The organism is Pseudoxanthomonas daejeonensis, from assembly GCF_010093205.1.
Classification (GTDB): domain Bacteria; phylum Pseudomonadota; class Gammaproteobacteria; order Xanthomonadales; family Xanthomonadaceae; genus Pseudoxanthomonas; species Pseudoxanthomonas daejeonensis.
Genome location: NZ_PDWN01000010.1, coordinates 94895 through 118996 on the forward strand (window position 1 = coordinate 94895; position 24102 = coordinate 118996).

Genomic DNA, 24102 nt, shown 5'->3' on the forward strand with positions numbered 1-24102 from the left:
AGGCCTGGACCGATGCGATAGGACCCACGCATGACCGGCGCGCGGCGGTTGATGCCATGGGTCGCGCTGGCCGGCGGTGCGCTGGCGGCGGACCTGCACGCAGCCGGTCGCGCCGGCGAAGGCGCGGCAGTGGAAGCGACGCAGGCACCAGGTGCGGAACCTGCCGTGGCAGCGTCGACGTTCCGCGACCCGGATGATGGCCGCTTCGACATGTCGAAGTGGCTGCTCGATCGCCATGGCTTCCTGCCCGTGCCGATCATCATCACCGACCCCGCGCTCGGCTATGGCGGCGGGATGGTGTTCGCGTTCTTCCATCGCCCCAAGGGCAGCGCGTCCACGCGCACCGCCTCCGATGGCAGCACCCAGATGATCGCGCCCAACATCATCGGGGCGCTGGTGATGAAGACGGAAAACGGCAGCAAGGCATACGGCGGTGGCGGCATGCTCCACTTCCGCGACGACACCTGGCGCTACAAGGGTGGCGTGGCCGACGCAGACTTCAACATCGACTTCTATACGAGCGGACGCCTGCTGCCCGAGACGCAGGTGGCGGTCAACCTCACCGGCCTGGGCTCGATGCAGCAGGTCTCGCGGCGGATCGGCAACCGCGAGCTGTTCCTTTCCGCGCAGTGGATCTATACCGACCTCGATCCGCGGCTGCAGGATCCGGGGCAACGCCCGCTGTTCGAAGACATGGATTTCGAACAGGTCAATTCGGGCCTGGGCCTGTCCCTGGAATACGACAGCCGCGACAACCCGTTCACGCCCTCGCGCGGCTACCTGCTGATGGCCCAGGGCAACGCCTACCTGCCGGAGATCGGAAGCGACCTCACGTTCCAGACCTATCGGGCGCATGGCTATGGCTATTGGCCGGTCGGCGCGCACCTGGTGCTGGGTGGACGTGCCGACTTCCGGCATGCCGATGGCGACGTTCCGTTCTACCGCCTGCCCTACATCGACCTGCGCGGCATCGCCTCGGCGCGCTACCAGGACGACACGACCGGCGTCCTGGAATCGGAGCTGCGCTGGAACGTGACTCCGCGCTGGGCCGGCATCGGCTTCATCGGCGCGGGCCGTGCCTGGGGTGCGCGTGCCGGCTTCGATGACGCCACCACCGCCGTCAGCAAGGGCCTGGGCGTGCGCTACCTGGTAGCGCGACGCCTTGGCCTGTACATGGGTGCGGACTACGCCTGGGGACCGGAGGACCGGACGGTGATCGTGCAGTTCGGGGGCGCCTGGCGCTGAGGTGCTGCGCGCGCCCGGAAGCTCGTCGGACGGCGGAATGGAACGGGTTGCCGCGGCACCTGCGATGGCCTGCCGTCCGGTGCTGCATCGCGACGGCACGGGTCGCCAATGCGCCGGGATTTCCTCCCTGGATTCGCATGCTCCAGGCCACAAAAAAACCCCCTTCCGGGGGTCGTTTCGCATCTGGCGGAGTGAGAGGGATTCGAACCCTCGATAGAGCTTTTGACCCTATACTCCCTTAGCAGGGGAGCCCCTTCGGCCTCTCGGGCATCACTCCGTGGACCCGCATCGCGCCACAGCGCTTGCGGGCCGCGAAAGGATACCGTCTGGGCCGTTTCGCGGCAAACGTTTTCCGGTCAGGTCGCCGGATCGGCTTCGTCAGCGACGTTTCCAGGGCCTTCGCCACGCTGGATCCGCTGGTAGATCTCCTCGCGGTGCACGGCCACGTCCTTGGGCGCGGTAATGCCGATGCGCACCTGGTTGCCCTTTACCCCGAGTACGGTGACGGTGATCGAGTCACCGATCATCAGGGTTTCGCCTACGCGGCGGGTCAGAATCAGCATTGTCTATCTCCATGGCGCCGGCATGCCTTCGCCGGCCCGCGGGGCCTCCGGAGGGAGGCCTCGCGCGTCCACTACAGCAGCGTACAGAAGGGTTGAACAGCCCCGGATCGTACTGCCCCCGCCAGCGGGCCGGCAAGGGCCGGTAAAACGGTGTCAGGATCGCGGGGGTGCGCCGGCATCACTGCAGGCGCTGGCCCACCCAGGACGCGACTTCCTCCAGGGCGAGTGCAAGGGCGGGCCCGTCTTCGCCACCACCCTGGGCGAGATCCGGGCGACCGCCGCCCTTGCCACCAATACGACCGGCGACATGGGCCAGAAGTTCGCCCGCCTTGACCCGGCCCGTTGCGGCGCCATTCACCCCCGCGACCAGGGCCGCCTTGCCGTCCTGCGCACCCGCGAGCAGGACGACGGTATCACCAAGCTGCTGCTTGAGCCGGTCCACGGCTTCGCGCAGACCCTTCGCGTCGATGCCTTCCAGGCGCGCGGCCAGGACCTTGATCCCGCCGACATCCACCGCGGCCGAGGCCAGGTCGGCGGCCGCACTGCTGGCAGCCTTGGCCTTGAACGATTCGATCTCGCGCTCGAGCTTGCGGATGCGGTCGGCCAGCGAGCGGGCCTTGTCGACCACGTCGCCGCGGCTGCCACCAAGCACCGAAGCGGCCTCGTCCAGGCTGCGGCCTTCGGCGGCCACGTGGTCCAGCGCGCCCTGCCCGGTCACCGCCTCGATCCGGCGCACGCCGGCGGAGACGCCGCCTTCGGACACGATCTTGAACAGGCCGATGTCGCCGGTGCGGCCCACATGCGTGCCGCCGCACAGCTCGACCGAGTCACCCATCGTCACCACGCGCACGCGCTCGCCGTACTTCTCCCCGAACAGCGCCATCGCGCCGGCGTCGAGCGCGGACTGGATGTCCATCTGCTTGATCACGACCGCATGGTTGGCGCGCACCTCGTCGTTGACCTGGCGTTCGATCTGTGCCAGCTCACCGCTTGCGATCGGCTGGAAATGCGAGAAATCGAAGCGCAGGCGATCGGGCGCGACCAGCGAACCCTTCTGCGCCACGTGCGTGCCCAGCAGGCCACGCAGCGCGCCGTGCAGCAGGTGGGTCGCCGAATGGTTGAGCACGATGGTCGAACGGCGTCCGGCATCGACTTCGCCCGAAAGCACATCGCCGACCTTCAGCGCGCCCTGCGCGACGCGCCCGACGTGGCCGTGGAACTGGCCGGAGAATTTCTGCGTGTCGGCGACATCGAAACGCACGCCGGCGCCGGTCAATTCACCGGTATCGCCGACCTGGCCGCCGGATTCGGCGTAGAACGGCGTGCGGTCGGTCAACACGATGGCCTCGTCGCCCGCGGCGACGGACTCCACCGGCCGGCCGTCGCGCAGCAACGCGACGACCTTGAGGTCGCCGGCCTGCAGTTCGTCGTGACCGAGGAACGCGGTCGGCTGCAGCGTGGCCACCAGGTCGGCCGGCAGCTGCACGCCACCACCGAACTTGCCGGCCGCGCGCGCGGTTTTGCGCTGCTGCTCCATCGCCACGTCGAAACCCGCGTTGTCCACCACCAGCCCACGCTCGCGCGCGATGTCGGCGGTCAGGTCCAGCGGGAATCCGTAGGTGTCGTACAGGCGGAACGCATCGATGCCCGGGATCACCCCGTCAGTCACGCGAGCGGCCACGTCCTCGAAGATCTTCATGCCGGCGTCGAGCGTCTCGGCGAAGCGCTCTTCCTCGGCCTTGAGCGCGCGTTCGACCAGGTCGCGCGCGGCCGGCAGTTCCGGATATGCATCGCCCATCTGCGCCGACAGGGTGCCGACCAGCTTGTGGAAGAACGGCTGGCGCACGCCGAGCATCCAGCCATGGCGCAACGCGCGGCGGATGATCCGGCGCAGCACGTAGCCGCGACCTTCGTTCGAGGGAAGCACGCCGTCGACGATCAGGAACGCGCTGGCGCGGATATGGTCGGCGATCACGCGCAGCGACTTGTTCTCCAGGTCCGCACCGGTCAGCTCGGCGGCCTGGCGGATCAGCGCCTGGAACAGGTCGATCTCGTAATTGGAATGCACGTGCTGCAGGATCGCGGCCAGGCGCTCCAGGCCCATGCCGGTATCCACGCACGGCGCCGGCAGCGGGATCAGCGTGCCGTCGGGCTGGCGGTCGAATTGCATGAACACCAGGTTCCAGATTTCGATGTAGCGGTCGCCATCCTCGTCCGGCGAACCGGGCGGGCCGCCGGCGATGTGCGCGCCATGGTCGAAGAATATTTCGGTGCACGGACCGCAGGGGCCGGTGTCGGCCATCTGCCAGAAGTTGTCCGAGGCGAACGGCGCGCCCTTGTTGTCGCCGATGCGCACGATGCGCTCTTCCGGCACGCCGACCATGTCGCGCCACAGCGCGTAGGCCTCGTCGTCGTTGTGGTAGACGGTGACCAGAAGGCGCTCGGCCGGCAGCTTCCACACCCCGGTCAGCAGCTCCCAGGCCCAGGCGATGGCGTCCTTCTTGAAGTAGTCGCCGAACGACCAGTTGCCCAGCATCTCGAAGAAGGTGTGGTGGCGCGCGGTGTAACCGACCGAGTCCAGGTCGTTGTGCTTGCCGCCGGCGCGCAGGCAGCGCTGGACGTCGGCCGCGCGCACGTAGCTGCGCTTCTCCGCGCCGAGGAACACGTCCTTGAACTGGACCATGCCCGAGTTGGTGAACAGCAGGGTCGGGTCGTTGCCCGGCACCAGCGGGGCCGAGGGCACGATGGTGTGGCCCTTGCCCTGGAAGAATTCGAGGAAATCGCTGCGGATGCGGGCGGTGGTGTACGGAGTGGAGGTCATCTGGCTTTCGCTGGCGGACAGGTCCGGGCCGGGGGACACGCCAAGGCGGCCCGGCGGGACGGGATTTTCGACGGACTAAAGGGTAGCAGAGGCCGGGAGTCACGGTCCGGGGCAGGCCCGGTCCGGATACCCGCGACTCAGTCGTCCGGGTCCCAGCGCGTGGCCGCGCGGATGCTGTCGCCATCGAAACCGCGCCGGGCCAACAGGTCGGCGGCCTTGCGCCGCTGCTGCAGATCGCCTGGGCCCGCGGGGCCGAAGCGGCGGCGGACCAGGTCGCGGGCGTTGGCCGCCCAGTCGCCTTCGTAGCTGTCCAATGCGGCGGCGACGGCTTCGGCACCCAGGCCATGCGTGCCCAGCTCGGCGCGTATGTAGAAAGGACCATAGCCGCCAAGCGCGCGGCCCCGGACCAGCGATTCGGCGAAGCGACGGTCGTCCTGCCAGCCCTCGCCGGCCAGGCGTTCGACCGCAGCAGCGGCTTCGCCGGCATCCACCCCGCGCGCGGCCAGCTTGCGGGTCAGCTCCTTGCGCGAATGCTCGCGCCTGACCAGCAGGCCAAGCGCACGCTGCACCGGGGTGGGCTCGGGTCGCTTCCTGCGCCGCGTGGAACCGGCCGGCGCCGAGGCTTCGGCCGCTCCCACCTGACCCTCGTCGTCCTGCGGCCGGTGGTCCTGGGGCGAATCGTCGTTTGAATGCTGGGTCATGGTTCCGCTGGAAGATGTGCGCCGTCCCTGGCGCCTGCCCTCCTGGCTTTCAAGGACCGTTCCCCGCCGGCACGCCACTGACAGCGCACCGCCGGGGAACGGACACCCGTTGCCGGTCGCCCGGCTTACTCGTCGTCGCCTTCCTCTTCGCTGCGCACCGCTTCGGCCGGCTGGAATTTTTCGCGCAGCTCGGATTCCAGCTTCGCAGCCACCTGCGGGTTCTCGCGCAGGTACTGGCGCGAGTTGTCCTTGCCCTGGCCGATGCGCTCGGTGCCGTAGCTGTACCAGGCGCCCGACTTCTCGACCAGCTTGGCCTCAACACCCATGTCGATCAGCTCGCCCTCGCGGCTGATGCCCTCGCCGTACAGGATCTCGGTGATCACCTGCTTGAACGGGGGCGCCAGCTTGTTCTTGACCACCTTGATCTTGGTCTGGTTGCCGATGATCTCGTCGCCCTTCTTGATCGCACCGATGCGGCGGATATCCAGGCGCACCGAGGCATAGAACTTCAGCGCATTGCCGCCGGTGGTCACTTCCGGGCTCTGGCCCGGCATCATCACGCCGATCTTCATGCGCAGCTGGTTGATGAAGACCACGGTGGTGTTGGAGCGCTTGATGTTGCCGGTCAGCTTGCGCAGCGCCTGGCTCATCAGACGGGCCTGCAGGCCCGGCAGCTGGTCGCCCATCTCGCCTTCGATCTCGGCTTTCGGGGTCAGCGCGGCGACCGAGTCGACCACGACGATGTCGACCGAGCCCGAGCGCACCAGCATGTCGGCGATCTCCAGGGCCTGCTCGCCGGTGTCGGGCTGCGACAGCAGCAGATCATCGACCTGGACGCCCAGCTTGGCAGCGTAGATCGGGTCCAGCGCGTGCTCGGCATCGATGAACGCCGCGGTACCGCCGCGCTTCTGGCACTGGGCGATGGCCTGCAAGGTCAGCGTGGTCTTGCCCGACGACTCCGGGCCGTAGATCTCGACCACCCGCCCGCGCGGCAGGCCGCCGATGCCCAGGGCGATGTCCAGCATCAGCGAGCCGGTGGGGATGATTTCCACCGGTTCGATGACCTTGTCGCCCATGCGCATCACCGAACCCTTGCCGAACTGCTTGTCGATCTGGCTCAGGGCTGCTGCAAGTGCGCGCTTCTTGTTCTCGTCCATCGGGGTCGTCCTCGGGTGTCAGTGGTGTGTTGCGAAGTCTGGGGTGGCCCGGTCGCACAGGCTGCGACGTCGGGCGACGGGATCGAAATTAGTCTTGCCGCCAGTCCGGGACCATCGCCGCAGGCCGCGGCCGGGTGTCGGAAAATGCCCCGCCGTGAGAGAAAACCGGCATCAGCGGTTCGGCCGGACCAGGCCGCAGTACAGCCCCTCGATGGCGAAGTCCTGGTCGGGCAGAACCTCGATCGGGGCGTAGTCCGGGTTGCGCGGCAGCAGGCGGATGCGGTCCTTGCCGATCTTCAGCAGCTTGACCGTGATCTCCTCGTCCACCCGCGCCACCACGATCTGGCCCGAACGTGCGTCGCGGGTGCGGTGCACGCCGATCAGGTCGCCGTCGAAGATCCCCTCGTCGCGCATCGAATCGCCCTGCACCTTGAGCAGGTAGTCCGGCGAGGGCGAGAACAGCACCCGGTCCAGCACCAGGAAGCTCTCGGCCATGTCGGCCGGCACATCGGCGCCGATCGGAGTGCCGGCAGCGACCCGGCCCAGCACCGGCAGGCGCAGCGCGTCGTCGTTCATGGCCGGCGGCAGCGCCAGTCGGGCCTGTGGCGGCAGCGGCGCGACCTTGACCCGGATGCCGCGGGCGCGGCCGGGCAGACGCTCGATCGCCCCCGCCGCTTCCAGCGCCTCCAGGTGGTACTGCGCCGCGCGCACGCCCTTGAAGCCGAAGGCGCGGGCGATTTCGGCCTGCGAAGGCGGCATGCCCTCCGCTTCGATCCGCTCGGCGATCAGGGCAAGGATGGCTTGCTGGGTATCGGTCAGGTCCATGGTTAGTAGTAATACTACTAACGAAGACAGCCCACAAGCTCTTGAAATGATCACCCGATGTAATTTATGTTTCACATAAATTATTCAACGAGATGAATGAATGACTCGGTCGTCGCACCTCGGTTTCGGACTCATCCTGACGTGCCTGGCACTCGCTGGCCTGCTCGGTTCCGTGTTCGATGTGGCCTCTTCGATCTTTTTCATCGCAGCCGGGGACCTCCGGCCCCCCGTACTCGAGGTCGGCCTCCTCTCCAACGACTATGTCGGGCTCGCCGGCCACCCCGCCGCACGCACGATCGCAATCGCCGCGCTCGCGGTGGGGACGCTCGGAAGCCTTCTGCCCTGGTTCGCAGTTGCGGAACTGGGCTGGCGTCTGTGCGCGCACCCAGTGATCTCTCCCGCGACCGGCGCCGCCTTCCGCCATCTCACTTGGGCCCTGGCTGCCTGGGCGCTGTTCCAGGCCGCGGCCTCCGCTTTGCTCCTGCTTGCCTGGAACCGATACGAAGTCGAGACCTCGCTGAACATCAACACGAACGGATTGCTGCCCACCATCGTGGCGATCGTCACGGCCTGGTGCATCGCGCTGTTGATCGCGCGCGCCGTGGCGGTTGCCTGTGAGAACGAGGCCTTCGTCTGATGCCAACCTGGTGTACCCCGATGCACTGCTGGAGGCCGCAGCTGGCGACGGCAAGGGCGCGGACCGACGCCATCGACATCAACCCAGACCTGCCTCTCTCTGCCGGCCTGCCCCGGCGCGCGCAATTCGATTTGCACCGACGCATCTGCACCGGATGAAGCCAGCCCCCTGACGAACCGGGGCACCCTTTCCAATCACCAGCGAGCCTATGGACACCAGGACTTACATCATCAACGAGCAGTACATCCGCAAATGCGGACGGATCGTTTCGATCCTTGCCATCCTCGGCCAGATCGCGCTCGTCTACTCGCTGGTGCGGGTCCCCTGGGTTCTCTATTGGATTCAGGAGCCGGTAACAGGCATGCAGCCCGTGGAGTTCATGAGGCACGCCTACCTACGGGGCGAATTCGCATCGCTCAACCTGCTCGGCATGATCAAGACCGCCGTCGCGGCGGCATCTTTGGAATTCGTCCGCCGCCTGGGCACCCACCTTTCCAGCGCCTCACCCCTTGGCGAACGCACCGCGCGTTCCCTGGGTAACCTGCGCTGGCCATGCTTGGCGATGTCGATCGCGCTGTCGTTCACTGCACAAGTGCTGACCGACTGCTGGCTTTCAAAGACCTCGACCCTCGAGTTCAGGAACTTCGTCGATCTCGATTTCAGCGCCGGCCCCCTGTATTTCGGGATCCTCGGACTGATCGGACTCACCCTGCTTCAACGCATCATCCAACAGGCGTTGATCCCGAAGACCGAAAGCGAGAGCTTCGTCTGATGCCGATCATCGTCAACCTCGACGTGATGCTGGCGCGGCGCAAGATGAAGTCGAAAGACCTGGCCGACGCGATCGGCATCAGCGAGACCAACCTCTCGCTGCTCAAGCAGGGGCACGTCAAGGGCGTGCGCTTCGGCACGCTGGAGGCGATCTGCAAGGCGCTTGAGTGCCAGCCTGGCGACCTGCTCGAATATCGTCCGGACGGCGACTGAGCTCAGCGCCGCCCGCTGCGCCAGATCGACAGCAGGATCCACAACCCGGTCAGCGCGGCGCCGATGAAGCCGGCCACGCCCAGCCCGAGCAGCCAGCGGCTGGGGACGCCGCCGCCGGCGCTGTTCATCACGATCGACGAGCCGATCACCAGCGCGGCGGTGACCACGCCCATCGTCAGCCGGTTGGCGGCGCGATCGACCTGCTCGCCGAAGGCTTTCAGCGAGGTCACCTCGATCTGCATGTTCAGGCGCCCGCGTCGCGCGGCGCGCAGCAGCCGGCGCAGTTCGCGCGGCAGGTCGCCGGCCAGCTCCAGCGCGTCGATCGCGCCACGGCGTCCGCGGCGCAGCAGCGCGCGCGGCGACCAGCGCGCCAGCATCACCTTCTCCACGTACGGACGCGCGGCGCCGGCCATGTCGAAGTCCGGGTCCAGCTGGCGACCGAAGCCCTCCAGGGTCAGGAATGCCTTGATCATCAGCGCCAGGTCCGGCGGCAGGCTCAGGCCGTGGTCGCGCAGGATCGTGGTCACGTCCAGCAGCATCGCGCCCATCCGCAGGTCCTTCAGCGGCACCCCGCGGTACTGGTCGACGAAGGCGCCGATGTCGGCCTGCAGGCGCGTCTCGTCGGCCTCGCCCGCGCCCTCGCCCCACTCCAGCAGCACGTCGGTCACCGCCTGCGCCTCGCGCTCGACCAGGCCGTGCAGCAGCTGCACGATCTGGAAGCGTCTCTGCTCGGACACGCGCCCGACCATGCCGAAGTCGATCACCCCGATACGCTCGCCGGACAGGTAGAAGATGTTCCCCGGGTGCGGGTCGGCGTGGAAGAAACCGTCCTCCAGCACCATCTTCAGCACGATGCCGGCGCCGACCTGGGCCAGGTGCTTACGATCCATTCCCGATGCGTCGACCGCGGCCAGGTCCGGGCCGGGAATGCCGGCGACGAAGTCCTGCACGTTGAGCCGCTCGCTGGTCCACTGCCAGTGCACGCGCGGCACCACGATCTCCTCATGGCCGGCGAAATTGGCCGCGATGCGCTCGGCGTTGCGGCATTCGGCGGCGAAATCCAGCTCGCGGCGCAGCGACTGCGCGAACTGCTGCACCACTTCGCGCGGGCGGTAGCGCTGCAGGTCCGGCGCCTGCGCCTCGACGATCTCGGCCAGTCGCGCCAGCAGGCGCAGGTCCGCTTCCACGGTGTCGCGGATGCCGGGCCGCCGGATCTTCAGGACGACGGCGGTGCCATCGACCAGCCAGGCGCGATGGGTCTGCGCGAGCGAGGCGGCGGCCAGCGGCGTTTCATCGAGCTGCGCGAACACCGCTTCCGGTTCCGCCCCCAGGTCTTCGACCAGCTGCGCGCGCACCCGCTCGAACGGCAGCGGCGGCACCGCGTTCTGCAGCTTGCCCAGTTCGCCGATCCACTCCGGCGGGAACAGGTCCACGCGCGTGGCCAGCACCTGGCCGAGCTTGACGAAGGTCGGGCCCAGGTCCTCCAGCGCGCGGCGCACGCGCTCGGGTGGGGCCATGTGCGCCATCGCCTGCGGATCCTGCCAGTGCAGCAGGCGCCCGGCGCGTTCCAGCGCGCCGGCCAGGCCGATGCGCCGGACCATGTCGCCGAAGCCGTAACCGACCAGGACCGATGCGATCTGCTGCAGCCTGCCCAGGTCGCGGACGGTGCCGAGGGTCTCCCACATCAGTGCGTACTCCGCGACCGGGCGAGACGGCCCGCGCGGCTCACGGCAACAGCTCCGCGATCCCGGCCAGCGCCTGGCCCACCGTCTGCCGCCGGACCGCTTCGCGGTCACCCTCGAAATGGAACACCTGCGCGCGCGCATAACCGCCGCGTCGCTTCCAGGCGATCCACACCGTGCCCACCGGCTTGTCCTCGCTGCCGCCGCCCGGACCGGCGATGCCGGTGACCGCCACGGCCACGCTGGCGCCGGAATGGACCAGCGCACCGGAGACCATCTCGATCGCCGTCTCGCGGCTGACCGCGCCGTGTTCCTCCAGCGTCTGCGGACGCACGCCGAGCAGGCCCTGCTTGGCCTCGTAGCTGTAGACCACCATCCCGCAGTCGAACCAGTCCGAGGAGCCGGCGATGTCGGTCAGGCTCTTGGCGATCCAGCCGCCGGTGCAGCTTTCGGCCGTGACCAGGTGTTCGCGGACGGCACGCAACCGCTTGCCGAGGGCATCGGCCTGTTCGCGCAGCTGCGCATCGGAAGGAATCGGCATGTGGGGAGGCGCTTGGGGGGATGCGGACGTTTTAGCCCAAACGCTCCCCCCTGTCTGCCCGCAGGCCGCTGGCAACCGCCCCTGTGCCACCCGCGCACGCCCCCAGCCACGACAGCTTTCGCCCTGTAACCGCCGCACACCTCCGCTCACCGGTGCGAATGCCCCTGGAGGCGAAATCAAGGAGGAGGCGATGGCCGCAGGCCGTCGCCGGGGGACATTCGCCTCCAGGGGCATTCGCACCGGTGCACCAGCCACCTGCCCGGCCCTGCGCTCGCTGACCCGCAAAGAACACGGAGCGCCGAAGCGCCCCGGGCAAGAGAAAGGGGCCGCCAGGACGGCCGGGGCAAATAAAGGAGCGCCAAGGCGCCCCGGACAAAAAAGAGGGGCCGCCAAGGCGGCCCCTCCCTGCCCATCCCTTGCCCGCGCGATCAGTAGCGAACGCGCAGGGTCACACCGTACAGCCGCGGCGAACCCAGGAAGGCGTTCCACGAACCGGTCTGGATCGGCGCGTCGATGCCCACCTGCTTGTAGGTCTCGTCGGTGAGGTTCTGGCCCCACAGCTCCAGCGTCCAGCGCTGGTTCACGTCGCCGAGGCCGATGCGCGCATTGACCAGGGTGTAGGCGTCCTGCAGCTTCTCCGGATCCAGGTCCGAACCGGTGTTGTACTCGGACATGTACTTGGCGCCGATGTTGAAGCGGCCGACCAGGCGAGAGCCCATGTCCCATTCGTAGGTGACGTTGGCATTGCCCGACCACTTCGGCGCGAAGCTCATCTGGCTGCCCGGCAGCAGCACCAGGCCGGCATCGGGCAGCACGTCGTCGCCGTACTGGGTATCGGCGTAGACCAGGCCCGCCTGCATCGACAGGCCGTCGATGCCGGTGTTCCAGAGCATTTCCGCATCCAGGCCCTGCGAGGTCACCTTCGGGATCGAGCGGACCACGAAGCTGGTGCCCAGGAAGCTGTTGAGCTGGAAGTCGGTGTACTCCTGGTAGAACAACGCCGCGTTCAACAGCAGGTTGCCGCCGGCCCAGGTGGTCTTGGTGCCCAGCTCGAAGCTGTCGACGAACTCGCCCGGGAACGAGGTGTCGTCCACCGGCAGGATGCCCTGGGTGCCGCTGGACAGGCCGTTGGAGGACTGCACGCGGTCGAGGTTGAAGCCGCCCGCCTTGTAGCCGCGCGCGTACGAACCGTAGGCCATCACGTCATCGCTGAAGCTGTAGGCCAGCTTCAAGGTGCCGGACCACTCCTTCTCCGAACGCTCCTGGTCGGTGGCGCGGCCGTTGTGGGCCACGTTCGCCCACGGCAGGCAGGTGAAGCCGATCACCTGCGGCGCGATGGTCGGCACCGCGGCGGCCGGGATGCCGCGCGACACCAGCGCCGCGCCGATGCGCTGCAGCGCCGCCGGGTTGACCTGGCCGTTGGGCAGGAAGTACGAGGCGCAGGCCAGGCTGCCGTTGGGGTTGGTGTAGTTGGACTCCAGCGTCTTCTTTTCGTTGGTGTAGCGCAGGCCGACGGTGACGTCGAACGCGTCGGTGGCGTGCCAGGTGTTGTTGGTGAAGATCGCGGTGCTTTCGGCGTTCTGCTTGTAGGTGTCGAGCGTGGCCAGGCCCGGGAACAGCGTGCCGAACGGACGGCCGGTCGCCTGCGACAGGAACAGCGGCGCATCCGGGCGCAAGGCCAGCGCCGGGTTGATCTGGCCGATCAGCGCGGTCGACAGGTACGGCTCGTAGGCGCGGCCGTAACGGTAGGTCTCGTTGCGGTCCAGGTCCTCGTTCGAATAGAACAGGCCGACCATCCAGTCGATGCTGTCGCTCGAGCCGGTCAGGCGGAATTCCTGGCTGAAGGTCTTGAACCTGGTCAGCGACTCGTCCTCGTCCGGCGCGCGGTACAGCACGTCGGCGGCGCTGTAGTCGAAGTCGAGCCCGTTGATCGCCTGCCACTCGCGCGAGGCGGTGATGGAGGTCAGCACCGCTTCATTGGCCCACGGCGTGGTCCAGTTCACCTCGGCCTGGATGCCCTTGTCCTTGATGTCCTGCTCGGTGCTGCGGTTGCTGTAGGCCAGGCGACGGTCCGGGTCGGCGACCGGGATCACCGCCTCGCCACCGGGGGTGAGCGCATTGAGGATGGCCGCGGTCGGACCACGCACGGTGGTGACGGTGACGCAGCAGTTCTCCTCGCGGCTGGTGTAGTCGGCGGCGAACACGACCTCGACATTGTCCGACGGCTCCCACAGCAGCTGGCCGCGCAGGGTGTGCATGTTCTGGTCGCCGTCGTCGGTCCGGGTGCGCGGGCCGTTGGCGATGCGCACGTCGTCGACGCCGTCGCGCGTGCGCTGGGCCGCGTAGATCCGCAGCGCGGTCTTCTCGCCGAGCGCATCGTTGTACGCGCCGGCCAGGCCGAGCGCGCCGTAGTTGCCGAGGGTCACCTCGCCTTCGGCACTCTGCGTGTAGCTCGGGCGGCGGGTGATGACGTTGATCACGCCCGCCGATGTGTTCTTGCCGAAGACGGTGCCCTGCGGGCCCTTCAGCACTTCGATCCGCTCCAGCTCGCCCAGGTCGGTGAAGCCGACGCTGTTGCGCGCGCGGTAGACGCCGTCGACGACGATGCCCACCGACGATTCCAGGCCGGCGTTGTCGCCCACCGTGCCGATGCCGCGGATGCGGGCCACGGTCTGCGCCGCGCTCTGCGTGCTGGTCACGGTCAGGCCCGGCACCAGCACCTGCATGTCCTTGATGTCGCGCACGCCGGTGTCCTGCAGCAGCTGTTCGCTGAGCACGTTCACCGTGATCGGCACTTCCTGCAGTGCCTGTTCGCGCTTCTGCGCCGTCACGGTCATGGTCGAGAGCGTGACCGGCTCTTCGGCCGTCGGCGCCGGCGTGGCGGCGGCCGACTGGCCGCGTGCGGCAGGAATGGCCGTCAACGCGGCGACCACGGCGATCGCCAGTCCAGTGTGCTTAAAGGTTGCGCAGGCCATGGTTCCCTCCCCAGGGTAATTTGATGGCGGATGTTCTCTTTCTGCGGTAACGCCGGTGCGCTCGTCAGGCGGCGGAACCGGACCATTCGGACCGGTATCCACACCCGGACGTTAAACCCGCTTCACAAATAGCGCATTTTGCGGTGCGGCGATACGCAGAAGGCCGATTAAGAATGGAGGCCTTGGCTCACGGCATTGCCGAGTTCACTCAGGCGTGACTGCGGTCACAGTTGGTGCCGCCGCAGTGATCCTCGCCCGCGGCTTCCATCTGCAGGGTCACGTGCACGATCCGGTGGCGCTGCTCGAGCATCTGCTCCAGCTCGCGGCGGACGGCTGCCCCTTCCGCGCCTTCGGCGAGGACCACGTGCGCGGTCATCGCCGGGGTGCGCGATGCAAGCGCCCACACGTGCAGGTCGTGCATGCCCGTCACCTGCGCATGCGCTTCCAGGTCCGCGCGCACGGCGGCGAGGTCCACTCCCGGGGGTACGCCTTCCATCAGCACGTTCAGTGCCTCGCGCACCAGCACCCAGGTCCGCGGCAGCACCCACAGGCCGATCATGACCGCCAGCAAGGGGTCGACCCACAGCCAGCCGGTGAAGCGGATCACCAGCGCCGCCACGATCACGGCCAGGGAGCCGAGCATGTCGCTCCAGACCTCCAGGTAGGCGCCCTTGACGTTGAGGCTCTGCCCGCTGCCCGCCTGCAGCAGGCGCATCGAGACGAGATTGCAGGCCAGGCCGAGCAACGCCACCACCAGCATGCCCGCGCTCGCGACCGGCATGGGGGCGCGGAACCGGTGCCAGGCTTCCCACAGGATGTAGCCGGCCAGCACGAACAGCATCGAACCATTGGCCAGCGCGCCCAGCGCCTCGAAGCGGACATAGCCGTAGGTCCGCTTCGCGTCCGGCGGCCTGCGCGCCAGCCGTACCGCGACCAGGGCGATCGCCAGGGCCAGGGTATCGGTGGCCATGTGCGCGGCATCGGAGAGCAGTGCCAGGCTGTTGGTCAGCCAGGCGCCGACCACCTCGGCCACCAGCACGGTCGCGGTAAGCCCGAGCGCCCACCACAACGGCCGTTCGAAGCGGATCTCCGAGGGCACGTGGGTGTGGCCGCCTGGCCCGTGGTGGTGGCCGGCGTGGCCGTGCGCATGTCCATGCGCGCGCTCGCGCGAGTCGCCGGGATGGCGGTCGGCACCATCGTGGTGATCGTGATCGTGGTCGTGGTCCATGCCTTGCACTATCCGGTCGGGCCTGCCTGGAAACTATTACATCCCCGCGCCGCGACCCGCGCTCAATCCTTCGACCGCGCGCTCCCTGCCTCGACCGCCGACCACACGCGCAGCAGGTTGCCGCCCAGGATCTTCTTCAGGTCCGCGTCCGAATAGCCGCGCGCCTGCAGGGCGGCGATGAGGTTGGGGTAATCGGCGACGGTGCGCAGGCCCTCGGGCAGGTTGCCCGACACGCCATCGAAGTCCGAGCCCAGGCCGATGTGGTCGATGCCGACCAGCTTGACCCCGTGGTCGATGTGGTCGACCACCGCCTCGATCGCGGTCGGACGCGGGGGGTGCGTGCGCTTCCACTCCTTGTTGAACGCGGCCTCGTCTTCTTCCGGCCGGCCGGCGGCACGCGCGGCGGCATTGCGCTTGTCCAGCTCGGCGTCGGCCTGGAAATAGGCCTGGGTATCGGCGGCCATCTGCGGATTGACGAAGGCGCTGCCGAAGGTGACCTGGACCACGCCGCCGCGGGCCGCGATCGCCTTGGCCAGCTCGTCGCTGAGGTTGCGCTCGAAGCCCGGGGTGAAATGGCGGAAGCCCGAATGGCTGGCGATCACCGGCACCGTGCTCAGCTCGACCGCCTGGCGCACCGCATCGTCGGACAGGTGCGACACGTCGACCATGATCCCGAGCCGGTTCATCTCGGCGACCACCTTCCGGCCGAACGGGCTCAGCCCCTGCCACTGGCGCTGGAGGCCGTAGGACGAATCACTGATCCGGTTGCTCTCGCTGTGGGCCAGGGTGATGTAGCGCACGCCGCGCGCATGGAAGCGGGCCAGCTCGGCCAGGTCGTCGCCCAGGGGCGCGCCGTTCTCCATGCCCAGCGCCAGCAGCACGTGGCCGTCGGCGCGCAGGCGGTCGACGTCGCCGGGCGAGTCCAGCAGGGCGAAACGGTCCGGATGCCGGCCGACCATCGCCTCGACCGCGTCGATCTGCTTGTGCGCGATGCCGCGCGCGGTGCCGGCGCGGTCCTCCCCGGGGGAGGTGTAGATCGACATGAAGGCCACGTCCAGCCCGCCTTCGCGCGCGCGCGGGTAGTCGAACTCGCGATCGGGCGTGAGCTCGCCCAGGTCCCTCCAGCCATCCATCAGTTCGCCGGGCGCATCGATGTGGGTGTCGACGATGACGGCCTCGCGGGCCAGCTGGTGCGGGTCGGTGGCGGCGCCGGCAGCGAAAGCGTGGCCGGCGGCGAGCAGCAGCAGGCAAGCGGAACGACGGATGGGCATGTGGACTCCTGCATGGATCGGAAAGCCCGATCCTAACGCGACCGGCGGCGGCACGACCCTGCCGGACGCCACGGATCGGGCCTGCGCGCACCACTGCCACGGACCTCCACCGCGCCGCCGCCAGGCCGCCGGCGCGCGCAGGCCATTACAATCGGCGGCCCTGCCCCACCGCCGCAGCAATGGCCAAGCCCGTCGACACGTCCGCAGCAGCCCCCGAACACACGCCGCTGATGAAGCAGTTCTTCGCGGCCAAGTCCGACTATCCGGACCTGCTGCTGTTCTTCCGCATGGGCGACTTCTACGAGCTGTTCTACGACGACGCGCGCAAGGCCGCGCGCCTGCTCGACATCACCCTGACCCAGCGCGGCAGTTCCGGCGGCGCGCCGATCCCGATGGCCGGCGTGCCGGTGCATGCCTACGAGGGCTACCTGGCGCGGCTGGTCGCGCTGGGCGAATCGGTGGCGATCTGCGAACAGATCGGCGATCCGGCGCTGGCCAAGGGCCTTGTCGAGCGCAAGGTGGTGCGCATTGTTACTCCGGGCACGGTGACCGACGAGGCCTTGCTCGACGAGCGCCGCGATACCCTGCTGATGGCCGTGTCGCGCGGGCGTTCGGGCTATGGCCTGGCCTGGGCCGACCTGGCCGGCGGCCGCTTCCTGGTCAACCAGGTCGAAAACGACGACCAGCTGCTCGCCGAACTGGCGCGGCTGGAACCGGCCGAGCTGCTGGTGCCCGACGAGGAAGGCCTGCCGCCGATGAGCGCCGGCGCCTTGCGTCGCCGCCCGCCGTGGCTGTTCGATCCCGACAGCGGCCGCCGCCAGCTGCTGCGCTTCTTCGGCCTGCACGACCTCACCGGCTTCGGCATCGAGGACAAGCCGCTGGCGGTGGCCGCCGCCGGCGCCCTGCTCGGCTACGTCGAGGAGACCCAGAAGCAGCAGCTGCCGCACCTGACCTCTATTGCTTTGGAGACCTCGGCCGACGCGATCGCGATGAACGCGGCCACGCGTCGCCACCTGGAACTGGACACCCGCGTGGATGGCGATACCCGGCACACGCTGCTGGGCGTGCTCGACTCGACCATCACCCCGATGGGCGGGCGCCTGCTGCGGCGCTGGCTGCACCGGCCGCTGCGCGATCGCGCCGTGCTGGGCGGGCGCCACCATGCGGTGGCCACCCTGGCCGGCAGCGGCGGCGACAGCGGACTGCGCGACGCCTTCCGCGGCCTGGGCGACCTCGAACGCATCCTCACCCGCGTGGCCCTGCGCTCGGCGCGGCCGCGCGACCTGTCCACCCTGCGCGGCGGCCTGGCGATGCTGCCGGAGCTGCGCGCGCAGCTGGCCCCGCTGGATTCGCCGCGCCTGCAGGCCCTGGCCGCGGAGATGGGCCAGCACGACGCCACCGCGCAGCTGCTCGCCAGCGCGGTGAACCCGCAACCGCCGCTCAAGCTGGCCGACGGCGGCGTGATTGCCGAAGGCCACGACGCCGAGCTCGACGAGCTGCGCCGGCTGTCCACCCACGCCGACCAGTTCCTGGTCGACCTGGAGGCGCGCGAGCGCGAGAGCAGTGGCATCGCCACGCTCAAGGTCGGCTACAACCGCGTGCACGGCTACTACATCGAGATCAGCAAGGGCCAGGCCGACAAGGCGCCGGTGCACTACACCCGCCGCCAGACCCTGACCGGCGCCGAGCGCTACATCACCGAGGAACTGAAGGCGTTCGAGGACAAGGTGCTGTCGGCGCGCGACCGTTCGCTTTCGCGCGAGAAGTTCCTCTACGAAGCGCTGCTCGATGCGCTCAACGGCGTGCTCGAACCGCTCAAGCGCTGCGCCGCCGCGCTCAGCGAACTGGACGTGCTGGCCGGCTTCGCCGAACGCGCGCAGGCGCTGGACTGGTCGCGCCCGGAACTGGTTGACGCCCCCTGCCTGCGCATCGAGCGCGGCCGCCATCCGGTGGTCGAGGCGGTGCGCGAGGAGCCGTTCGAACCCAACGACCTGGTCCTGCACGCCGAGGCCGATGACAATCCCGACATGCCGCCGCGGCGGATGCTGGTGATCACCGGCCCGAACATGGGCGGCAAGAGCACCTACATGCGCCAGAACGCGCTGATCGTTTTGCTGGCGCACATCGGCAGCTTCGTGCCGGCCTCACGCGCGCAGATCGGCCCGATCGACCGCATCCTCACCCGTATAGGTGCCGGCGACGACCTCGCCCGCGGCCAGTCGACCTTCATGGTCGAGATGGCCGAGACCAGCTACATCCTCCACCACGCCACGTCGCAGTCGCTGGTGCTGATGGACGAGATCGGCCGCGGCACCTCGACCTACGACGGCCTGGCCCTGGCCGACGCGGTCGCCCGCCACCTGGCGGCGGTCAACCGCTGCTGGACGCTGTTCGCCACGCACTACTTCGAACTGACCGCGCTGGCCACGCCCGACAGCGGCATCGCCAACGTGCACCTGGACGCGGTCGAGCATCGCGACAAGAAAGGCGAGGAGACGCTGGTGTTCATGCACGCGGTCAAGGACGGCGCAGCCGACCGCAGCTTCGGCCTGCAGGTGGCCGCGCTGGCCGGCCTGCCGAAGACGACCCTGCAGCAGGCGCGTCGTCGCCTCGCCGAACTCGAGCAGCGCGGGCGCGAATCGCATGCCTCGGAAATGGCGCCGCAGGCGCTGGATGCGCCGCAGCAGATCGGCCTGTTCGCCGCCGCCCCTTCCGCCGCGCAGGAAGCCCTCGCCGCGCTGGACCCGGACGAGCTGACGCCCAAGCAGGCACTGGAAGCGCTGTACCGGCTCAAGTCGCTGCTGTAGATGGTCCCTGCGGAGGCCGCAGGGCATAGCGCTTACTAGCCGCTCCGACGATCCGCATTGGCCCTGACCGACGGATCTCCCTGCAGGCCGTGTGTCCACTTCAGCTGGAAGTGGACCTCAAGGCTGGCTCCGCTGGAACGTCCGCTTCCGGCCAGAAGCGGACGCTAGGCCGCTAGTTCAACGCCATTCTGATGCCTGATATTCGACCGCATGCGTGTGCCGTCAGGGAGGTAGGTGTGGATGGTTGCAATCAGCTCTCCCTCTAGTCCGAGCTTGGCAATCAGCAGCACTGCGAAGTTCGCGCCGACTTTTTCGTCCTGGACGATCTGCAGCATGGACAGGTCATCTGTCCCGCTTGGGTATGGCGCAAATGATGGATGCGAATGCCATTCGCCAAGATAGTTGAACCGGGCGTAGTCATGTCCGGTCTTCCGGAAGAACAAACGAAGACTTCCGATGGCGTCCTCAACCCTTCGCACGAACGAGGCGAATGCACCGCGGCGATGCACGGTCATCTCCCGGACGATGAAGAGGTTCGGTCCGACATGCTCGCCCATCAGAATTCCACCGACCTCGCGTCGTCCGGCCCTTCTGAGCGCCACCAACAACAAGTCGTTCTGCTCAGGCGGCAGAATCAGCGTCAGCATCCCTCCCTCCTGCGTGCATCTTCAGCAGCTCCTCCACGACGGCAATCCTGGCCTTTTCGTTCACCGCATCCCCATCACGCTCCCAACCATGGCCCTGCACGGCGATCGGGCGCGTGTCAAACGGCGCCTCGAAGATCCATTCGCGGCGCATGCCCAACAAGTACAGCGAGTAGGGAAACTCGCTCGGATCCCGAGACAACGCCGTATCGATGACCAGCCGGGTCAGCGCGGTCGCCACGAAGCCTACGGCGCTGTCGTACGCGATCAGCGGTTGTTCCTCAGTCCCGTCGTAGCCGGCCACGTTCTTGAAAGGCGCGTCGGGAAGCGTCGCCAGATAGGTGTGGTAGGCGTCGCGGACCGCCAACGGGTTCGGATCGCGTCCGGGGCGTGCCCGCGCGATCATCCCGCCGTAACCTCCGGCGAATATCTCGCCCCAGCACAGCGGCGTTCTCTGCCGCTTCGCAAGCGCCGCCAGCAGAAGGAATACTTCCGGATTGGCCGTGGCATCGACCAGCAGGTCGCAATTGGACAGATCCTTGAGCGCGGCTGCCGCAGTCAGCGCCGACTCCTGACCGGCAAGGCGGGTGGTCCTCGTATCCACCCTTACCCCAGCCGCGGTCAATGACAGCGCGTCGCGCACGGCCCTTGCCTTGTGCGTACCCATATAGGCCCAGGACAGCTCGTGGCGCACCATATTGCCAGGCGTTAGGTAGTCATCGTCCACCATCAGGAAGCGCCGGACACCGGATCGAGCCAATGAAACAGCAATTTTGCTGCCCATTGAGCCGAGCCCGACGATGCCGACACGGACCTTGGCCAGTTGCTGCGCCTCCTCCGACAACCTGAAATCGGAAAGCGACGGCCACACGATCCTGTGCTCCAACAACTCGGGTTGTTCGCCCGAGTTGATCAGGAACACCCGCAGCGACGGTAGCGCCGTGCCCAGTAGCACGATGGTTCTGGCCCTGTACTTGCCCGCCTCCTGCACCAGAACGCCATCCGTAGCGAACCCGGCCTCTGTCAGCACTCGTACCAATGTCTCGGCGGACTCGATGGTTTGTCGCTGGTCGAAGGCATCGCTGCGGAACATCAACCCATCGCCGGAGAGTGAGAACAGCGGAAGCGATGTGGCGATGCCTTCCGGAACATCGGCCACGTCTCGCATCACGTCTTGTGTGTCGGCAACCTTTGTCACGAACATGACGACTGCGTCCGCGTTGTACACGGTCGCCGATGTGAGACGGACTCTGGAAGGCAGCGGAAGTGCCGCCAATATGGGCAGCAGCTCGGCGGTCGCGACGAAGCGCCGGCCCGCGCCCCGCATGTCCTGCCCTGTCGTCAGGCGGTGCGCCGACGGCACCGCATTCGGAAGCTCGGGATGCTGTTCGGTGCTCAGCAATTCGTATGTACTGCGCACCATGTCCGCGCCGGTCACGTCGGGATGCCAGTTGTCTGCCCGCCATTGCAAGCACAGTGGGCCACCGTCGCCGTACTGGTGGCCGGACCAGCGCTCAGACGTGTCCCGTGGGCAGATGTAGGGCGGCGAGTCTGGGAATGTGTCCGGATACGTCATTCGCCCCGCAAAGACGCGACCATGGATGGTCATGTCGAGATCGACCGTGATCGAGCCGTTCTCGGCGATGCGCCAGGCCGTGCTCAGCCAGCCGGCCTCGGCTTCAAGACGATCCAGTTCCGCGCGCTCGCGCAGAAAGCGCGCGGGATCGTCGATGGCCCATTTCATCAGGCGAAGCCTGAGGACTTGTTCGGCACAACTGGGCCGCTGGGGAAGGTAAGGCTGGCAGCAGTGGCGGCGGCAGGCTGGAGCAGGGACCTGGCACCATCGGCACCCTTGGCGATCTGGACGCTGAAATAGTCCGTGTTGAACACTTTGTCCCAGGCGTCGCCCGCCTTCTTGCGCGTGCAGTCGTACTCGTCAAGGACCTTCAGCGCCTCCAGCGCGTCGCCCAAGCGATCGCGGAAGAAGACCACACACTCGTCGCCTTCCTCCGCGAGGTTCTTGTCCGCATACACCGGGTGGCCGATGCGCTGGCTGAAAACCAGTTGTGCCTTGATCGCCTTCCAAGTATCGCGCAGGGCGTCATCGTCCCGGCCGGGGCACGCCACGAAGTGATCCACGACCAGTTTCGAGACGCAGATACCGCTGGCGGTCTTCTTCTTCCAAGAAACGCGGCTTCGAGCCATCTTCTTGGTCAGCTTGGTGATACGCCGCAGTTGGCTGCTATCGGACTGCCCCGCCGTCAGCTCGGAGCCGACGGCGTCGTTGTACCAGCGACTCACCTTGCGCGCATCGGACTTGACCCAGTCATCGCCGCTAGCCAGTTCGTACTGGACGATTTCGTTGCCCCAGAAGTCCTTCGAGCGGATCGTGCGATAGACGGGGATGTCGATGTGATACCCCTCCGGGTACTGCTGGCGCACGCAATTGGTCTTCACCACCGCGTCGTAAGCCAGCCGGTCGTCCTTCAGCGCGTTACTAACCCTGGTGCGGGCGTCGCGCGCGCCGAGGTAGTCGCCATTGGCGTCCTTCAGATCTTCCTTGTCGAAGTACACGCCATCGTCGATGTCGTAGTCGCAGGCATCATCCTGGACCATGGTGCGCATCGCATAGGAGCCCTGTGAGCTGAACTCCTTGGGCAATGGATGGCCGCCCTTCGACAACCCGTTCTTGATTCGCGTCCGTCCGTTGTCGCGGCGGTTGCGCATCTCCGTTTGGTCGTCGTTCGAGAGGTTCACCTCGTCCGCGTGATACCCCTTCATCTCTTTGTTGCTGTCAATGGTGGTCATTGGCTTGGGCCTCGGGCTGTTGGCGACTGGGATCGGATGCGCCTGCCAGTGCAGTGCGGAACGCGCCCATCCGATCGTCAGATTCGGTCCTCGCCCAGGCAAAATCGACGTCGGAGATGGCTTGCCGGGCGAGCGCGTTGAGTACCTTGGGACGCGCGTCGTCCATGTTTTCCAGATACCTGTGGAGCTCGCCGGACGGGCACTGCGCCGGCAGCCGGTAGGCGAAGCTGCCGTGCCCCCGCAGCTCCGCGATCTTCTGTGCGAGGTAGCCGTATGCAACCGCCTGTGCGTTGATGCTCGCGGCAATGGCCTTCAGGCCGCTGTCCCAGCCCAGCGCCCCGCGGTGCAGTTTCTTCGCGGTCTTTAGTTCTTCGCCGCCTTGTACGGGAAGCGTGCCGAGCATGTACAAGTGGATCGGGCGATCGGCCTCGCCGCGCCGCTGCAGGATCTCATGCGCTTCGATCATGCCCACCGCGCCCGGGTTGTTCGCCCACAAACCGCCGTCCACGTAGTCGACGGTGGCCTCGCCGCCACCGGGTTCGGTCAGGCGTGCGATCGATCGCAGGATGGGGGCAGCGCTGGTCGCCATGCAGGCGTCCACCAATAGCCGCTCGTTGTCGCGCCCGTTGAGACGGTCCATGTGCGGGGTCTTGAACACCACGGAGGCATGGCGGTTCAAATCCACCGTGGTGATGGCCAAGCCAATGCCGCGCCGCGCGTAGACCTGCCCCATGGTCTCGGTGCCGAAGGCGTCGGTAAGCACGGCACGCAAAGCCCGGTCACCGGCGGCAAGGCCGGAGAACAAGCCCCGGACGTATTTGCCCAGCTTCGGCACTGCCCGCAGCCGCTGCCGCGGGAAAATCTCCCGGCCATGCACTTGGTACAACGCCAGCACCTTGCCGAGCGGAATGCCCGCCGCCAGGGCGCAGGCGACAATCCCGCCAGTACTGGTCCCCACCAGCAGGTCGAATGCCCGGCCCGGATCGATCTCCCCGGCACCTGAGACGCGAAGCCGCTGTGCGAACGTGTCGAGGTACGTCGCCTGGTAGACGCCGCGCATCCCGCCGCCGTCCAGACACAGAACTCGAAATGGCTCCGCAGTCCCCATATGTGCACCTTCGCTGGGCTTGTGACCACCAGATATGGGACTCAGCGCACGTTTTCAAGGGGTTCAGGTTGACCGACTCGCTGAAGACCGCCAGCTAGAGCCTTC

Annotated in this window: 19 protein-coding genes and 1 tRNA gene; 5 read left to right on the forward strand and 15 right to left on the reverse strand. The window is 67.6% G+C overall.

Annotated elements, in window-relative coordinates; genetic code table 11:
• Positions 1-30: 30 nt before the first annotated feature.
• On the forward strand, positions 31-1245 hold the full coding sequence (locus tag CSC65_RS11305) for a BamA/TamA family outer membrane protein (protein ID WP_162410678.1): 1215 nt from the start codon (positions 31-33) through the stop codon (positions 1243-1245).
• 184 nt (positions 1246-1429) lie between these two features.
• On the opposite strand, the gene CSC65_RS11310 is transcribed toward CSC65_RS11305, so the two are convergent.
• The 6 genes from CSC65_RS11310 to lexA all read right to left on the reverse strand — a co-directional run bounded on the left by CSC65_RS11310 (position 1430) and on the right by lexA (position 7312).
• A tRNA-Ser gene (locus CSC65_RS11310) sits at positions 1430-1522 on the reverse strand.
• Positions 1523-1601: 79 nt separating this feature from the next.
• Positions 1602-1808, reverse strand: a complete 207-nt coding sequence (gene csrA / locus CSC65_RS11315) for a carbon storage regulator CsrA (RefSeq protein WP_162410679.1) — start codon at positions 1806-1808, stop codon at positions 1602-1604.
• A 178-nt stretch (positions 1809-1986) separates the two neighbouring features.
• On the reverse strand, positions 1987-4629 hold the full coding sequence (alaS, locus tag CSC65_RS11320; protein ID WP_162410680.1) for an alanine--tRNA ligase: 2643 nt from the start codon (positions 4627-4629) through the stop codon (positions 1987-1989).
• Positions 4630-4766: 137 nt separating this feature from the next.
• The gene (recX, locus tag CSC65_RS11325; RefSeq protein WP_162410681.1) at positions 4767-5330 is read right to left on the reverse strand and encodes a recombination regulator RecX; all 564 of its coding nucleotides are present in this window, start codon (positions 5328-5330) and stop codon (positions 4767-4769) included.
• Between the two features lie 125 nt (positions 5331-5455).
• Positions 5456-6487: a recombinase RecA gene (recA, locus tag CSC65_RS11330; protein ID WP_162410682.1), complete on the reverse strand. Its 1032-nt coding sequence runs from the start codon at positions 6485-6487 to the stop codon at positions 5456-5458.
• 171 nt (positions 6488-6658) lie between these two features.
• Positions 6659-7312 (reverse strand): transcriptional repressor LexA, encoded by a 654-nt coding sequence (gene lexA / locus CSC65_RS11335; protein ID WP_162410683.1) that lies wholly within the window; start codon positions 7310-7312, stop codon positions 6659-6661.
• Positions 7313-7412: 100 nt separating this feature from the next.
• On the opposite strand from lexA, the gene CSC65_RS11340 reads away from it, so the two are divergent.
• The 3 genes from CSC65_RS11340 (at position 7413) to CSC65_RS11350 (ending at position 8933) form a co-directional block, all read left to right on the forward strand.
• Positions 7413-7949 carry a hypothetical protein gene (locus tag CSC65_RS11340; protein ID WP_162410684.1) on the forward strand — a complete coding sequence of 179 codons (537 nt, stop codon included), beginning with the start codon at positions 7413-7415 and terminating at the stop codon, positions 7947-7949.
• Between the two features lie 208 nt (positions 7950-8157).
• Complete coding sequence (locus CSC65_RS11345; RefSeq protein WP_162410685.1) at positions 8158-8721, forward strand: hypothetical protein; 564 nt, start codon at positions 8158-8160, stop codon at positions 8719-8721.
• A complete protein-coding gene (locus tag CSC65_RS11350) occupies positions 8721-8933 on the forward strand; it encodes a helix-turn-helix domain-containing protein (RefSeq protein WP_162410686.1) in 213 nt (70 codons plus the stop codon). Before CSC65_RS11345 ends, CSC65_RS11350 begins: the two co-directional genes overlap by 1 nt.
• Positions 8934-8935: 2 nt before the next feature.
• Here the strand turns inward: CSC65_RS11350 and ubiB are convergent, their stop codons facing one another.
• The 5 genes from ubiB to CSC65_RS11375 all read right to left on the reverse strand — a co-directional run bounded on the left by ubiB (position 8936) and on the right by CSC65_RS11375 (position 16630).
• Positions 8936-10618 carry a 2-polyprenylphenol 6-hydroxylase gene (ubiB, locus tag CSC65_RS11355; protein WP_162410687.1) on the reverse strand — a complete coding sequence of 561 codons (1683 nt, stop codon included), beginning with the start codon at positions 10616-10618 and terminating at the stop codon, positions 8936-8938.
• Positions 10619-10658: 40 nt separating this feature from the next.
• On the reverse strand, positions 10659-11156 hold the full coding sequence (locus CSC65_RS11360; protein WP_162410688.1) for a CinA family protein: 498 nt from the start codon (positions 11154-11156) through the stop codon (positions 10659-10661).
• Positions 11157-11584: 428 nt separating this feature from the next.
• Positions 11585-14131 (reverse strand): TonB-dependent receptor, encoded by a 2547-nt coding sequence (locus CSC65_RS11365; RefSeq protein WP_162410689.1) that lies wholly within the window; start codon positions 14129-14131, stop codon positions 11585-11587.
• Positions 14132-14339: 208 nt separating this feature from the next.
• The gene (locus tag CSC65_RS11370; RefSeq protein WP_162410690.1) at positions 14340-15359 is read right to left on the reverse strand and encodes a cation diffusion facilitator family transporter; all 1020 of its coding nucleotides are present in this window, start codon (positions 15357-15359) and stop codon (positions 14340-14342) included.
• Positions 15360-15421: 62 nt separating this feature from the next.
• Positions 15422-16630, reverse strand: coding sequence for a dipeptidase (locus CSC65_RS11375; protein WP_162410691.1), 1209 nt, complete (start codon positions 16628-16630; stop codon positions 15422-15424).
• Positions 16631-16809: 179 nt separating this feature from the next.
• Here CSC65_RS11375 and mutS point away from each other — a divergent pair, with 179 nt between their 5' ends.
• Entirely contained in the window at positions 16810-19437 is a 2628-nt protein-coding gene (gene mutS, locus CSC65_RS11380; protein ID WP_162410692.1) for a DNA mismatch repair protein MutS, read from the forward strand.
• A gap of 164 nt (positions 19438-19601) precedes the next feature.
• Here the strand turns inward: mutS and CSC65_RS11385 are convergent, their stop codons facing one another.
• The 4 genes from CSC65_RS11385 to CSC65_RS11400 are packed head-to-tail and all read right to left on the reverse strand — an operon-like array spanning position 19602 to position 23997.
• Entirely contained in the window at positions 19602-20084 is a 483-nt protein-coding gene (locus tag CSC65_RS11385; protein ID WP_162410693.1) for a M67 family metallopeptidase, read from the reverse strand.
• Positions 20059-21825 (reverse strand): ThiF family adenylyltransferase, encoded by a 1767-nt coding sequence (locus tag CSC65_RS11390; RefSeq protein WP_162410694.1) that lies wholly within the window; start codon positions 21823-21825, stop codon positions 20059-20061. Before CSC65_RS11390 ends, CSC65_RS11385 begins: the two co-directional genes overlap by 26 nt.
• Positions 21825-22889 carry a cyclic GMP-AMP synthase DncV-like nucleotidyltransferase gene (locus CSC65_RS11395; RefSeq protein WP_162410695.1) on the reverse strand — a complete coding sequence of 355 codons (1065 nt, stop codon included), beginning with the start codon at positions 22887-22889 and terminating at the stop codon, positions 21825-21827. The genes CSC65_RS11390 and CSC65_RS11395 overlap by 1 nt, the downstream gene beginning before the upstream one ends.
• Positions 22876-23997 carry a patatin-like phospholipase family protein gene (locus CSC65_RS11400; RefSeq protein WP_274379411.1) on the reverse strand — a complete coding sequence of 374 codons (1122 nt, stop codon included), beginning with the start codon at positions 23995-23997 and terminating at the stop codon, positions 22876-22878. Before CSC65_RS11400 ends, CSC65_RS11395 begins: the two co-directional genes overlap by 14 nt.
• Between the last annotated feature and the right edge of the window lie 105 nt (positions 23998-24102).